Below are 13,273 nucleotides of genomic sequence, written 5' to 3'. Positions count from 1 at the left end.
TAATTGCAAAAAAAAACTAATTTTTAGATGATAAAAGTTAGGATTTTCTAAAAACCATTAAATTATAAATAAAAAATACGACGAAGAGCGCTATTTTTTTGCGGAAAGATAATCTTGAAGCAGAATTGTGGCAGAAATTTCGTCTATTAATCCTTTGTTCTGACGCTGCTTTTTATTTAAACCACTGTCAATCATTGTTTGGAATGCCATTTTTGAAGTAAAACGCTCATCAACACGAATCACTTTCATGTCTGGAAAAATGTTTGAAAAATGTTTTGCAAAGCCATTAATTACAGAAGCACTTTCAGATGGCTGACCGTTCATTTGTTTGGGTTCGCCAATCAAAACCGCTTCTACTTTTTCTTTAGCAAAATAATCTTTCAAAAAGTCAACCAAAGTATGGGTCGGAATCGTTGTTAAACCTGAAGCAATAATCTGCATTTCATCTGTAACTGCAATTCCTGTACGTTTTTGTCCGTAATCTATTGAAAGAATTCTTGGCATGTTGTAATTTTTCAGCAAATTTAGTTTAAAATATTTTTGTATTTTTCCATTTCACTCAAAATAAACTTTTTCCAAGATTGCTTTCAATAAAAAATCCGCCCTGAAAACTCAAGACGGACTTTTATCCAAATATTCAAACCTAAAAAATAACTCAATTTATCTTCCGAACAAACGGCTGAAAAAACCTCTGTGTTCTTCTTCCTCTCCTGCATCCTCTTCTTCAGAATAATTAGCAAACTTAGATTGTGACTTTTCGTGTTCGTAAATCAGCTCCTTAATATATTCAACGTAAGTTCTCTTTTTCTCTTCTAAGAATCCGATCAAGTACTTTTCGCTAAATTCTACTCCACTTGCTGCTTCGATCTGCAATAACTTTTTATACAAAGGCTCAATATGTAATGCAATTACTTCTTGCGGTACAGCTTGTCTTCTTCCGAAATAATTTACAATAACGTCGTTTTCATCGCGGGCAATTTCAAAATCTGTAATTACCCAATAGTATCTTCCAGACTTTGCAAGGTTTTTTACAATAGCGTGAAAGTTTTTCCCGTTTTTAAGATTTTCCCAAAGTACTTTAAAAATTACTTTTGGCATATCTGGGTGACGTATGATATTATGAGGCTGTCCCATTAACTCATAGTCTTCGTAACCACAAACATCTACAAATACTTCGTTGGCATATTCAATAATACCATATGCATTTGTTTTACTCATGATAACCTGAGTTTTATCCCAGCTTACTTCCTTGTCTATAATTACTCTGTTTTGAAGGTGATTTTCTTGATTCATATTTTACTGCTTATATGATTATTTATGGAATGGAATGTTGATCAACACTGCGAAATTAAAGCGAAGAAAAAGTACAAATCCTGATTTTTGTCATATTTTGATATAAAAAAAACTTCTAGCGGTACTAGTGTTAATCAAAAACATATATACACTTCGTTAACCTTACAAATAAGAAACAAAAAGTTAAATATGTAACATTTTCAAGCTGTTTTGCTTTTTTGCATTTCTACAAATACCTTATCTTTGCCAAAAAATTAAACGTATGAATTCTTTACAGACTATAATTGAACAAGCTTGGGAAAACAGAGCTTTATTGCAAGAAACTACAACTACAGATGCCATTAGAGAAGTTATCGAATTGGTAGACGCAGGAAAATTACGTGTTGCTGAACCAGTTGGTGACAAATGGCAAGTAAACGAATGGGTTAAGAAAGCAGTTGTAATGTATTTCCCGATTCAGAAAATGGAAACATGGGAATCTGGTATTTTTGAATACCACGATAAAATGTTGCTAAAAAGAAATTATGCTGAAAAAGGAATCCGCGTGGTGCCAAATGCTGTTGCTCGTTATGGTGCTTACATCTCAAGCGGTGTAATCTTAATGCCAAGTTATGTAAACATTGGTGCTTATGTAGACGAAGGAACAATGGTTGATACTTGGGCAACTGTAGGAAGCTGTGCTCAAATTGGTAAAAACGTTCACTTAAGCGGTGGTGTTGGTATTGGTGGTGTTCTTGAGCCATTGCAAGCAGCTCCAGTAATTATTGAAGACGGTGCTTTTATTGGTTCTCGTTGTATTGTTGTTGAAGGTGTTCACGTTGGTAAAGAAGCAGTTCTAGGAGCTAACGTATGTTTGACAGCATCTACTAAAATTATCGATGTTACTGGTGATGAGCCTGTTGAAATGAAAGGTTATGTACCTGCTCGTTCTGTGGTTATCCCAGGAAGCTATACTAAGAAATTTGCTGCTGGAGAATACCAAGTTCCTTGTGCGTTAATCATTGGAACTCGTAAACCATCTACAGATTTAAAAACTTCTTTAAACAATGCACTTCGCGAATACGATGTTGCGGTATAAGTTTTAGAAGCCGAAAATAGTAAAATCCAAATTCCAATTGATTATTTATATTGGAATTTGGATTTTTTTTGCTTCAATTTGCAGTCTCTTAATACAACTTTATTTTTCATGAAGATACTTGTAATCCAGCAAAAAATGATTGGAGACGTTTTGGTCAGCAGCATTATTTGCAACAACCTTAGAGTTGCATATCCAGATGCACAGATCGACTATTTGGTTTATGCCTCAACAACACCGGTTTTAGAAGGAAATACAAACATCGACAATATCATTTTATTTGAAGAAAAACACCGAAAAAGCAAAAAAGAACTTTTAAAATTAGGACTACAGCTTCGAAAAGAAAATTATGATGTGCTAATTGATGCTTATTCAAAACTAGAAAGCTGGATACTAGTTCTTTTAAGTGGCGCTAAAAGAAAAATTTCATACAAAAAGCCAGGAAGAACATTTTTATACACCGATAATGTTTCGTTTGAACCTTTTCCTAAAACCAATTTAGGTTTAGCAATAGAAAGAAGACTTTCTTTATTAGAACCTCTTGATCTTAAAATCGAGACAAATCCGATTCCTAAATTATTTGTTTCTGAAAAAGAAAACAAAGAGGCTATTGCATTATTCGAAAAACATCTGGTTCGAAAAGACAGAAAAACAATCATGATTAGTCTTTTAGGCAGTGAAAAGCTTAAAACCTATCCTTTGGAGTTTATGGCTAAAGTGGTAGATTATATTGCCGACAATGCAGACGTAAATATTCTTTTTAACTATTTCCCAAAACAATCAGAAGATGCAAAAATTGTTTTTAATGCTTGCAAACCTTCTACGCAAAACAAGATTTATTTCGATTTATTGGGAGGCGACCTAAGGTCTTTTATAGGTTTAGTGAATCAATGTGATGCCATAATTGGAAACGATGGCGGTGCAATAAATATGGCGAAAGCATTAGACAAACCTTCCTTCATTATTTTTTCTCCATGGATTGAAAAGAAAATCTGGGCAACTTTTGAAGATGGAATTCAACATCTTTCTGTTCATTTAAAAGATTATCGTCCAGTACTATTTCAAAATAAAACGGAGAAAATGCTTAAAAAAGAGGCTTTATCTCTATATCAAAAGTTTTTACCCGAATTTTTTGAAGACAGAATTAAATTGTTTTTAAAACAAAACGGCTTTAATTAACAAAATGATTTTTTCAGAAAAGCAACTCCTGACAGCATTAATCATTACGCACAATGAAGAACAAAACATTCGTCCTGTTTTGGAAAATCTTTCATTTGCTGATGAGATTATTGTTGTAGATTCATTTAGCTCTGATAAAACTTTTGAGATTGCCACTTCTTTTAAAAATGTAAAAACAGTTCAGCATATTTTTCAAAATTTTGCTGCACAACGAAATTATGCCATAAGTCTAGCTTCAAACTCTTGGATTCTTTTTATAGATGCAGACGAGCGGCTAACTCCCGAATTAAGAAAAGAAATTGAACTAACTATCAATCAAAAAAATACCATTTCTGCTTATTTCATTTATCGAACCTTTATGTTTAAAAACAAGAGATTGCTATTCAGCGGATGGCAAACTGATAAAATTATTCGATTATTTAAGAAAGAAAATGCATTTTATAATGAAGAAAAAATTGTTCATGAAAAACTGATCATAAACGGCGAAATAGACAAATTAAAAAACAAACTTATTCATTTTTCTTACTCTGCTTTTGAAGATTATAAGCAAAAAATGATTCTTTACGGAAAACTAAAAGCTCAAGAAGAATTGGCTAAAAACACAAAGCCAAATTTCTTCCATTTCTATATTCGTCCAGCCTATCAATTTTTACATCAATATATCATTCGTTTAGGTTTACTGGACGGAAAATCAGGATTAATTATCTGTTATTTAAACGCCCTTAGCGTTAGTGTTCGTTTTCAAGAACTAAAAAAAATAAGATCTAAGACTGCGACTTCCAGAATTTAAGTTTCTTTTTCAATCTTTTCTTTTTGGCAAAACTTTCTTGAAAATTTTCTGTTGCTTGCCACATTTTTTCAAAAATTTCGGCTTCGCTTTTTTCTTTATAAAATTTGGCATATTCATTACTCATTACCGCAACCATTTCTTTCTTTGGCGTTAAACGGCTAAAGTTATTCATTCTTTGCTCAAAATTCATATCCTGATGAAAGTTCATTCTATTTAAATCTACCAAAAAGAAAGCATACTTATTGTCTTCTTGTTTTTTTATCAAAGTATTTCCTGGCGAATGATCTAAAAACTCCACTCCTTTTTCATGAAGTTCAAAACAAAATTTAGAAAATTGCCTTAAAATAACATCATGATTTGGATAGTCTGGAATTTCTACAAGTTCTCTATATGTTAATTCGGTTACCAAATGTTCGCTTACATAGTAACTGTCTTTTAAACCAATCAAACTAAAGTTTTCAAGAAAAGCTATTGGTTCTGGCGTACCAATTCCTTTTTCCAATAAAATAGTGGCATACTCAAAAGAACGTTTGGCTTTCGATTTTCTAAAATATTTGTAAGCAACTTTGTTTACGATATTAGGAATCTTAAAAGACTTTATGTTGATTGTCTTTTCGTTCAGTTCAAACAATTTTATTCTATTTCGATCACCATTTCCAAAAAGAATTCCCGTATTATTAAAACCTCTAATACTGTCTAGGATGGAGTCTGTATTGTTCTTGAAAATTGGATTTACTTTAAAATTCATCAGTATATTTTTATTAACTACAAAAATACATATACAATCTAACACTTCAAATTAATATTGTATTTTCGTAAAAAAAATAAAGGATGTCACAACAAAAGACTGTTTTTCTAGAGACTCATAACATAAATAATAGAGCTACTGGTTTAGGAACTTTTAATTACGAATTAATAAAAGGTTTATCTGAGTTAGAATTTGAAAACTTAAAACTAACATTAAACGCCACAGATATAAAACTTCTTGAAAATGAGTTTGGAAACAAATTTAATTACAACAAGTACAGTAATTTATCAAGAATGAAATTCTTTAGAATTCGTAAAAAATATGACTTATGGCATTCTGTAAATCAAAACATAAAAGTTGAACCTTTTACTAAAACAAAGTATTTGCTTACGATTCACGATGTGAATTTTGCCGAGGAAATATCTTCAGACATTAATCATAAAAGAAACAAACTTTTTTTAGAAAAATTAAATAAAGCAACTGCTGTTACGTACATTTCAGAATTTGCAAAAAAACAAACGCATCAATATTTTGATGTTCCAAACGTTCCAGAATATGTTATTCATAACGGAAATCCAATCACTGAATTTCTAGAAACATCTTCGTACGTAGCAAATGTTCCTACAGATAAACCTTTCTTTTATACAATTGGCGATTTTATTGAAAGAAAAAACTTTGAATCTATTATCAATATGATGAAATTGATTAAAGATTATAATTTAATTATATCGGGTAATAATGATAAAAAATACGGAGAAAAAATAAAACAGCTAATAAGTGATAATGGTTTAACAAACCAAGTTTTTTTAACCGGAAAAGTAACTGATCAAGGAAAGCAGTTTTTCATGAAAAATTGCACTGCATTTCTTTTCCCTTCAATAAGAGAAGGTTTTGGCCTACCGCCTATTGAAGCAATGAGCTTTGGAAAACCAACTTTTTTGTCTGACAAAACTTCATTGCCAGAAATTGGAGGAACTGCTGCAAAATACTGGTCAGATTTTGATCCAGAATATATGAAAACCGTATTATTTGACGGATTGAATAGCTTTGAGAATAATAAAACGGAAAATGAATTGCTTTTTAAGCAAAGAGCTGCAAGTTTTAATTGGAAAACAGCTGCATCAGAGTACTTAAAAGTCTACAATGAGATTTTAATGTAAAGCCACAGAAAGGCTAATCGCTGCTTTTACCCCAAATAATATAAACTAAACCTATAAATTGCATTAGAAATAAATAATGAATATTACCCTAATAACCCTAGATAATTTAGGAATGAACGAACCTATTTCGTCAGCTCTAGAAAAACGAGGACATAATGTACGCCATATTAATTTTAGAGATTATAAGTACAAATATCCTTCTGTCTTTCACAGGGTTTATAATTTTATTTTGAAAGCTTTTTTTAAGAAAAATCTAAAAACCTTACATCATGGAAAAGAAATACTAAAAGAATTAGAAAAAAACAGTCAGATTCAGGATGTAATTTTAACCATAAAAGGGGATTTTATTGATTCTGATAGTATCTTAAAATTTAAAAAATACACCAAAAAATCGATTGGTTTTTTTAATGACAACATTGATCGTTGTCCAAAAATCAAACGAGTTATACCTAGTTTTGACGAAGCTTATTCATTTGAAAAAGAAGATTGCGCAAACTTTAATATGAGTTTTGCTCCTAATTGGATTTATACAAAAGATATCTCTAATAAAGAAATTACTGCAGAATATGGAGTTTTCAATATTAGTACAATAGACAAAAGGCTTTCTACCTTAATTCGAATAGCTAACGAATTAAAATCTAAAAATATAAACTTCAAGTTTATCGTTTATGATAAAAAAAACGAACCTAAAACAGGAAGTGATGGCATTACATATATTAACAAGCATGTGCCTTTATCTGAAGTTAATGACTACGCAGACCGTTCAAAAGTATTATTAGATATCCATAGAGATGGCCAGATTGGTTTAACTTTTAGGATTTTTGAGAGCATAGGACTCGAAAAAAAGCTTATTACAACAAATTACGATATTAAGAACTACGATTTTTACAATCCAAACAATATACTCATAATAGATGAAAATAATCCTGTCATACCTGCTTCTTTTTTCGAAAATGAATATGAAAAAATTCCAGAATCGATTTATAAAAAATACACCGTAGAAGGCTGGATTGACAATGTAATTTTCAAAAACAACACATTTAATATTTAAGAGTAGAAGAATAATCAGCCTATTTTAGCCTCAGAGAATTTAATACATATTCAAAAATATAATAGAATTGGCAAGACAAAACCTTTAATCTTAAAAGCTCTAAAAAGCTTTTACAAGTAAAATTTATAACTTTGCAATCTTAATTGAGTATATATAATTGTAAAATGAACGAGGAAATCATCAACGCATACGAAGTAATCAAAAACGGAGGCATAATTTTATATCCGACAGATACCGTTTGGGGAATTGGCTGTGATGCTACAAACCCAGATGCTGTTGCTAAAATCTACAAATTAAAACAGCGCGCAGAAACACAAAGCATGATCGTTTTAATGAATGGCGAAAAGATGATCTATAATGTATTTAAAAATATTCCTGAAGTTGCTTGGCAAATTTGGGATTTATCAGACAAACCAACTACATTAATTCTTGACGACGCCAGAAACGTAGCACCAAACATTATCGCAACCGACAAATCTCTGGGAGTTCGCTTGGTAAAAGAACCTTTCTGTTACAAATTGATGGAAAGAATGAAAAAACCTTTAGTTTCAACTTCTGCCAATATTTCGGGACAACCTACGCCAATTGCCTTCAAAGACATCAGTCCTGAAATTATCAACGGCGTTGATTATGTTGTGAAATTGAATCAAGACAAAATAAACGGAAAATCTTCTACGATAATTAAATTAACTAACGATTCGCAAGTAAAAGTAATTCGCAAATAAAGGCATATTAGTTTCTTAAAAACTTAGATAGTTTTAAGACTCTCAATAAGCCAATCGATATCTTCTTTGGTATTGTAGTGACTAAATGAAATTCGGAGATTTGGTAATTTTAAATCGGTCTCCGAAAGCATTTCATTCAGAACATGCGAAGGTTTTATGCTTCCAGACTGACAAGCACTTCCTCTAGAAACTGCAATTCCTTTCATATCTAAACTAAAAAGCAACATCGATGTTTTATCTGACGAAAATGGAAGAATAATATTGATGATATTATAGAAATCATCTTTCTTTCCATTGATTCTAAAATCTGGAAAATGAATTTCTAATTGTTCAATCAGATAATTTTTCAAACCTAAAACATAAGCTCTTTCCTCATCTAATTTCTCATACGAAATAGACAAAGCTTTTGCCATACCAGCAATCTGATGAACAGCTTCGGTTCCTGCACGAAGCCCTTTTTCCTGTTCACCTCCAAAAAGCAAAGGCTGCAAACCAGAATTTTTTCGAATAAAAGCAAATCCTATACCTTTTGGTCCGTGAAATTTATGCGCACTAGCCAAAATAAAATCAACAGGAGTCTTTTGCAGGTCGATTTCTGTCTTCCCTACAGACTGAACCGTATCAGAATGAAACAAAGCATTGTATTGCTTGCAAATTAAGCCAACACGATCTAAATCTAAAATAGTTCCCGTTTCGTTATTTACATGCATCAGACTAACTAAAGTCTTTTTCTCATCCGACAATAAATTTGATAAATGAGTTAAATCTAAACTTCCATCTTGATTTACATTAACGTAATCAACCTGAATATTGTATTCTTCTTGAAGTGCCCACACGGTATGAAGAACAGCATGGTGTTCAATCTTTGAAGTAATGATTCTTTCTACTTTTAAATCTTCAACGGCAGAACGCAGAATCCAATTGTCGGCTTCAGTACCGCCAGAAGTAAAAATTATTTCTTGAGCAGTGCAATTTAGGTGCTTTGCAATGCTCTTTCTTGAAAGTTCTAATATTGTTTTACCATTTCGCCCAAAACTATGAGTAGACGATGGATTTCCGTAATCCTCAAGCATTATTTTTGTCATTTCCTGAATTACTTCAGGACGCATTGCAGTTGTTGAGGCATTATCTAGATATACTTTTTTCATTGCTGCAAAGTTAAGAAATATCAATTGTCAAATCTTAAATATCATTTGGCATTTTTTTCACTATTTTTGACCCAAATAAATTTTACGATGAAAAAATATGCTGCCCTCCTGTTATTTGCTCTTTTTTTGAACGGATGCGATGATGGAGATTTAACTGTAGATGAAATAGACTTTGCTGACGTTAAGGAATCGCAAGCTTGTGATGCAACAACAAATACTTTAATTTATAAACTAAAATCTCAGGAAGCACTTTTGCTTCAGTTGCCTGAAGGAGCAATTATTAATGATCAAGGAATAAACACTTATCCAATAGATTCAAAAGGGAATGGTTCTTATCGAGTTGTTTATAGAGCTTATGACGGAACGGTTGCAACGACAAATATTTGTGGTGCAATTCCGCCAAGCACTCCAAAAGTAACAGAAGAATGGCTTGGAATTGACGGTTTAATCGAAATCAAAACAACTCAGTTAGTAGACACAAGTGCTACTAATGGCAGTACAAGAATAAAAGGCTATGAGCATAGTATTATTTTTAGAAATATTACGTTTGCCAAACCAGCAGGAAACCAAACGGAAGCGGAGTTTATATTTGGAACATATAATACTAACATAACTCCAGCCGATTTAACTTTCAAAACTAATCCAAATGGTTCGGCCTATGAGTGTGACGAAGTTAATAGAGTTTATAATTATAACAATTCATTCTATTTATCAATTGATGATATTGATCCTGCATTGTTTGTTAATGAAGTTACTCCTAGCAACCAACCTCGAACAAGTTTAATAACAGCTACACAAAACAAAGTCTTTTATAGAACTGCAAAACCAGAAACCGGATCGATTACGCCATTGTATGTTTGTGCTAAGGTACAACCGAGTTCTCCTATAATTGACGAAACATGGACAGGCCAACTTGGTAAAGCAAATGAAAGTGGAATTATTGAAGTAACAACTACTGTAACAGGCTCAGTTTATGAACACACAATCGTGCTTAAAAATGTAATTTTAGAAAAAGGCAAAAGCAACTTTAAACTTGGAAACAGTTTCGTTCTTGGAAAAATTAACAGATCAGGAACAAACTAAAAAAACAGATTTCCAAAAAGAAATCAACCAAACTAATTCTTACAAAAAAAACGTCTGTTTTTTGAGATGATTTTACAACTAAATCGAATCAAAAAACAGACGTTTTTTTATGCTTCAACTTGAAGCTTTTAGACTAAAAAAAACCTTAATTATTTAGAGTTTTGTCTTATATAAACTTCGGTCGCTCCTAGACCATATTTTTGATAATTGGCATCTTGAAAATCAATTCCGTCATAACGACCAAGTAAAAAATCAAGTTCGGCTTTCAAAATTCCTTCACCAACACCATGAATAAAAACGATTTTCGGAATGCGGTTTTTTATCGCAAATTCGATATGCCTTTTTGCCGTTTCGGTCTGCAGCGTCAAAATATCATAGTTTGACATTCCGCGTTTATTTTTAACCAATTTCTCGATGTGCAAATCAAATTCTGGAACGCCAACATCGCGCTTATCTTTCTTTTCTTTAACAAAACTTCGCGGTTTTGGCTCTGTTTTCTCTTTTGAAACTTCATCTAAATCAATTCTTTTAATAGAATTCATTAAATTACTGGTTTCTTGAATCTTAAGTAACTCGTTGACTAAAAATGTCATCATAAATCCATCCTCTGTTTCAATCAAAACTTCGTTATTTTTAACTGAAACTACCGTTCCGTTTATGGCTTCATCGAGTACAGAAACCTTATCTCCTTTTGTAAGCATCCTACTCTTCTTTATCGTTATTTTTACTTGGTGTTTTAGCACTCAGTTGCATCATTCCGTACATAAAAACCACGATTGCAGCAATCATGATATAAATGTTTTTTTCTTCCGAAACTTGTTCATATAGCGCAACCGAAATCGCAAGAATCATTATTATAATTTTAAAAGTTTTCATCCTTTCTTTATTTTAAGATTTCAAAAGTATAAAACTTTCAAGTACAACTTCTATACTACTTCAAACGTTTGTCATATTTTTTTAGTAAAATTGCAAAAAAGATCTGCCATGACTTTAGAGAAATATATGCTTCCTTGCCTATTCAAAACCTTCTCTGGTTATGACTGCTTAGGATGCGGATTTCAGCGATCTTTATTCTTACTTTTTCAAGGTGATTTTTCAGCTGCATTTAAAATGTATCCTGCTATTTACACTTGCCTTTTACTCTTCATTTTTATAGCTTTTCATTTTTTAGATACATCTAGAAACTATAAAAAACTAATTTGGAAACTGGCCATTATAAATTTATTTTTTATGCTTGGCGGATATTATCTGAAGCACTTTTATTTTTAGATTTTTAAATTGACATTGCCATTTACATTTGAATTTGGAATTTAAAAAATTGAAAATTTAACCAGTCTTTATTTCTTAATCTGATCCAAAATATCGTTCATCATTTCGATTTGAACTTTTTGAATCTCGATTAATTCTTGCTGTTGATGCATAATCAAATGATCAATTTTATCATGTATTAATCTAATCTCCAATTCTGACTTCAGATTAATCATAAAATCTTTTTTGGCGCGATTACGGTCTTTTTCTTCTTGACGGTTTTGGCTCATCATAATAACGGGCGCCTGTAAAGCTGCCACACAAGACAAAATTAGATTTAAGAGAATAAACGGATAGGGATCAAAGCCTTTGTTTAAAAAAATAAAAACATTTGAGCCAATCCAAACTGTAATAAAAACGACAAATGAAATAATAAAAGTCCAGCTTCCTCCAAAATCGGCTACTTTATCAGCTACTTTTTGCCCTAAGCTTCTTATTTCCTCTTCATCTTCAACAATGCTCACAATCGATTTATCTTCTTTTAATGACGAAATAACATTTTTCTCCATTGCAGAAAGCGCTCCAATTTCTGAAGAAAGATAATTTGAAATGTATTTTTGACGGTAAATATTTAACTCATTTATAGAAATGCAATCTTCTGCACTAAAATCAGGATATTCTTTTTTAATTAAACCCAAAATAGGATCGTGAATTGCCCTTCCGTATATTTTCTCATTTTCAGGGAAAGAAGCTCCAGAAATGTCACTTTTAAATGTTTGGCTGTTTTTCATTTTAGTATATTTTAAAAGCTAATTTACGCAATTAACTTCTTAAGAATTGCATAAAAAAGAACCGTTTACAATTTGCTTTTTATCACAAATCTCACTTTACAAAGAAAATTTCTTTCGTTAAATCGTGATTTTATTTCCAAAAAACGCCTTACTTTTAACGTTCCAAAATTATTCATTCATTTTTACCATTGTGACAAAAGAAAACATCATACAAAACATAAGAGCTTTAAAAAGCCACTCACACATAAATTACGGCATTAAAACCAAAACAGAAGACTTCACAGAAAAGCTTTTTTACACTCTGTTTGATTCAAATGCAGCATTAGATGAAAGCATTGACGAATTGGAGTTTCGTTTTAAAGAAATTGCTGTTTTAGCCTGCAAAAAACCTCAGAATTTGTGCGAATCTATTTGGGATCGCTTTTTAGAGAAACTTCCAGGAGTTTTAGAAAAATTAAATCAGGATGCAGAATATATTCTTGAAAACGATCCGGCTTCAAACAGCATTGACGAAGTATATCTAGGTTATCCAGGATTCTATGCTATTGCTATTTACAGATTAAGCCACGAATTATATCATCTCGATTTATTGCTGTTTTCTCGACTAATGAGCGAATATGCCCATAGAATTACAGGTACAGATATTCATGCTGGAGCCAATATTGCATCACCTTTTTTTATTGATCATGCCACAGGTATCGTAATTGGTGAAACTACAGTTATCAAAAAACATGTAAAAATCTACCAAGGTGTTACGCTTGGTGCATTAAGCGTAAGCAAAGAAATGAAAAATGCAAAAAGACACCCCACTGTAGAAGCAAATGTCTGTATTTATGCCAACGCAACAATTTTAGGTGGAGAAACTGTAATTGGAAAAAATAGTGTTGTTGGAGGAAATGCATGGGTTACCAAATCTATCCCAGAAGATTCTATCGTTTTAAACACCACTACTACTGAAGTTAAAATAAAAGAAAAAAAATAA

At 31.7% G+C, this 13,273-nt stretch carries 16 protein-coding genes; 9 read left to right on the top strand and 7 right to left on the bottom strand.

Annotation, left to right across the window (positions count from 1 at the left end):
* Nucleotides 1–90: 90 nt before the first annotated feature.
* The gene (gene ruvX / locus JI750_RS10140; protein WP_202001057.1) at nt 91–504 is read right to left on the bottom strand and encodes a Holliday junction resolvase RuvX; all 414 of its coding nucleotides are present in this window, start codon (nt 502–504) and stop codon (nt 91–93) included.
* Between the two features lie 156 nt (nt 505–660).
* Entirely contained in the window at nt 661–1,293 is a 633-nt protein-coding gene (locus JI750_RS10135) for a PAS domain-containing protein (RefSeq protein ID WP_111366666.1), read from the bottom strand.
* 262 nt (nt 1,294–1,555) lie between these two features.
* Here JI750_RS10135 and JI750_RS10130 point away from each other — a divergent pair, with 262 nt between their 5' ends.
* The 3 genes from JI750_RS10130 (at nt 1,556) to JI750_RS10120 (ending at nt 4,337) form a co-directional block, all read left to right on the top strand.
* Entirely contained in the window at nt 1,556–2,371 is an 816-nt protein-coding gene (locus tag JI750_RS10130; protein WP_008462641.1) for a 2,3,4,5-tetrahydropyridine-2,6-dicarboxylate N-succinyltransferase, read from the top strand.
* Nucleotides 2,372–2,479: 108 nt separating this feature from the next.
* The gene (locus JI750_RS10125) at nt 2,480–3,547 is read left to right on the top strand and encodes a glycosyltransferase family 9 protein (RefSeq protein ID WP_202001054.1); all 1,068 of its coding nucleotides are present in this window, start codon (nt 2,480–2,482) and stop codon (nt 3,545–3,547) included.
* Nucleotides 3,548–3,551: 4 nt separating this feature from the next.
* Entirely contained in the window at nt 3,552–4,337 is a 786-nt protein-coding gene (locus tag JI750_RS10120; RefSeq protein WP_202001052.1) for a glycosyltransferase family 2 protein, read from the top strand.
* Here the strand turns inward: JI750_RS10120 and JI750_RS10115 are convergent.
* Nucleotides 4,312–5,085 (bottom strand): Kdo domain containing protein, encoded by a 774-nt coding sequence (locus JI750_RS10115; protein WP_202001050.1) that lies wholly within the window; start codon nt 5,083–5,085, stop codon nt 4,312–4,314. The genes JI750_RS10120 and JI750_RS10115 overlap by 26 nt on opposite strands.
* Nucleotides 5,086–5,168: 83 nt before the next feature.
* Here JI750_RS10115 and JI750_RS10110 point away from each other — a divergent pair, with 83 nt between their 5' ends.
* From JI750_RS10110 to JI750_RS10100, 3 genes are all read left to right on the top strand, one after another.
* On the top strand, nt 5,169–6,245 hold the full coding sequence (locus tag JI750_RS10110; protein ID WP_202001048.1) for a glycosyltransferase family 4 protein: 1,077 nt from the start codon (nt 5,169–5,171) through the stop codon (nt 6,243–6,245).
* A gap of 76 nt (nt 6,246–6,321) precedes the next feature.
* Nucleotides 6,322–7,296 (top strand): WaaS/CpsH family glycosyltransferase, encoded by a 975-nt coding sequence (locus tag JI750_RS10105; RefSeq protein WP_202001046.1) that lies wholly within the window; start codon nt 6,322–6,324, stop codon nt 7,294–7,296.
* A 164-nt stretch (nt 7,297–7,460) separates the two neighbouring features.
* Entirely contained in the window at nt 7,461–8,021 is a 561-nt protein-coding gene (locus JI750_RS10100) for an L-threonylcarbamoyladenylate synthase (protein ID WP_202001044.1), read from the top strand.
* A gap of 23 nt (nt 8,022–8,044) precedes the next feature.
* Here JI750_RS10100 and JI750_RS10095 read toward each other — a convergent pair whose 3' ends face one another.
* A complete protein-coding gene (locus JI750_RS10095; protein ID WP_202001042.1) occupies nt 8,045–9,169 on the bottom strand; it encodes a cysteine desulfurase family protein in 1,125 nt (374 codons plus the stop codon).
* A gap of 87 nt (nt 9,170–9,256) precedes the next feature.
* Here JI750_RS10095 and JI750_RS10090 point away from each other — a divergent pair, with 87 nt between their 5' ends.
* Nucleotides 9,257–10,252, top strand: a complete 996-nt coding sequence (locus JI750_RS10090) for a hypothetical protein (RefSeq protein ID WP_202001040.1) — start codon at nt 9,257–9,259, stop codon at nt 10,250–10,252.
* A 149-nt stretch (nt 10,253–10,401) separates the two neighbouring features.
* On the opposite strand, the gene JI750_RS10085 is transcribed toward JI750_RS10090, so the two are convergent.
* Nucleotides 10,402–10,953, bottom strand: coding sequence for a DUF8465 domain-containing protein (locus JI750_RS10085; protein ID WP_202001038.1), 552 nt, complete (start codon nt 10,951–10,953; stop codon nt 10,402–10,404).
* Between the two features lies 1 nt (nt 10,954).
* The gene (locus JI750_RS10080) at nt 10,955–11,128 is read right to left on the bottom strand and encodes a hypothetical protein (RefSeq protein WP_202001035.1); all 174 of its coding nucleotides are present in this window, start codon (nt 11,126–11,128) and stop codon (nt 10,955–10,957) included.
* A gap of 108 nt (nt 11,129–11,236) precedes the next feature.
* On the opposite strand from JI750_RS10080, the gene JI750_RS10075 reads away from it, so the two are divergent.
* Entirely contained in the window at nt 11,237–11,521 is a 285-nt protein-coding gene (locus JI750_RS10075; RefSeq protein ID WP_202001032.1) for a DUF2752 domain-containing protein, read from the top strand.
* A gap of 68 nt (nt 11,522–11,589) precedes the next feature.
* Here JI750_RS10075 and JI750_RS10070 read toward each other — a convergent pair whose 3' ends face one another.
* Nucleotides 11,590–12,291, bottom strand: coding sequence for a DUF1003 domain-containing protein (locus tag JI750_RS10070; protein WP_202001029.1), 702 nt, complete (start codon nt 12,289–12,291; stop codon nt 11,590–11,592).
* Between the two features lie 190 nt (nt 12,292–12,481).
* Here JI750_RS10070 and epsC point away from each other — a divergent pair, with 190 nt between their 5' ends.
* Nucleotides 12,482–13,273, top strand: a complete 792-nt coding sequence (gene epsC, locus JI750_RS10065) for a serine O-acetyltransferase EpsC (RefSeq protein WP_202003101.1) — start codon at nt 12,482–12,484, stop codon at nt 13,271–13,273.

The organism is Flavobacterium tagetis, from assembly GCF_016735615.1.
GTDB lineage: Bacteria > Bacteroidota > Bacteroidia > Flavobacteriales > Flavobacteriaceae > Flavobacterium > Flavobacterium tagetis.
This window is presented reverse-complemented; position numbering and strand designations above follow the sequence as displayed.

What these genes read in the sequence shown, in the direction of transcription:
- ruvX (WP_202001057.1), bottom strand. Translation starts at nt 504, where the DNA reads ATGCCAAGAATTCTTTCAATAGATTACGGACAAAAACGTACAGGAATT.
- JI750_RS10075 (WP_202001032.1), top strand. Translation starts at nt 11,237, where the DNA reads ATGACTTTAGAGAAATATATGCTTCCTTGCCTATTCAAAACCTTCTCT.
- JI750_RS10130 (WP_008462641.1), top strand. Translation starts at nt 1,556, where the DNA reads ATGAATTCTTTACAGACTATAATTGAACAAGCTTGGGAAAACAGAGCT.
- JI750_RS10090 (WP_202001040.1), top strand. Translation starts at nt 9,257, where the DNA reads ATGAAAAAATATGCTGCCCTCCTGTTATTTGCTCTTTTTTTGAACGGA.
- JI750_RS10125 (WP_202001054.1), top strand. Translation starts at nt 2,480, where the DNA reads ATGAAGATACTTGTAATCCAGCAAAAAATGATTGGAGACGTTTTGGTC.
- JI750_RS10080 (WP_202001035.1), bottom strand. Translation starts at nt 11,128, where the DNA reads ATGAAAACTTTTAAAATTATAATAATGATTCTTGCGATTTCGGTTGCG.
- JI750_RS10100 (WP_202001044.1), top strand. Translation starts at nt 7,461, where the DNA reads ATGAACGAGGAAATCATCAACGCATACGAAGTAATCAAAAACGGAGGC.
- JI750_RS10120 (WP_202001052.1), top strand. Translation starts at nt 3,552, where the DNA reads ATGATTTTTTCAGAAAAGCAACTCCTGACAGCATTAATCATTACGCAC.
- JI750_RS10105 (WP_202001046.1), top strand. Translation starts at nt 6,322, where the DNA reads ATGAATATTACCCTAATAACCCTAGATAATTTAGGAATGAACGAACCT.
- JI750_RS10095 (WP_202001042.1), bottom strand. Translation starts at nt 9,169, where the DNA reads ATGAAAAAAGTATATCTAGATAATGCCTCAACAACTGCAATGCGTCCT.
- JI750_RS10110 (WP_202001048.1), top strand. Translation starts at nt 5,169, where the DNA reads ATGTCACAACAAAAGACTGTTTTTCTAGAGACTCATAACATAAATAAT.
- JI750_RS10070 (WP_202001029.1), bottom strand. Translation starts at nt 12,291, where the DNA reads ATGAAAAACAGCCAAACATTTAAAAGTGACATTTCTGGAGCTTCTTTC.
- JI750_RS10135 (WP_111366666.1), bottom strand. Translation starts at nt 1,293, where the DNA reads ATGAATCAAGAAAATCACCTTCAAAACAGAGTAATTATAGACAAGGAA.
- JI750_RS10115 (WP_202001050.1), bottom strand. Translation starts at nt 5,085, where the DNA reads ATGAATTTTAAAGTAAATCCAATTTTCAAGAACAATACAGACTCCATC.
- JI750_RS10085 (WP_202001038.1), bottom strand. Translation starts at nt 10,953, where the DNA reads ATGCTTACAAAAGGAGATAAGGTTTCTGTACTCGATGAAGCCATAAAC.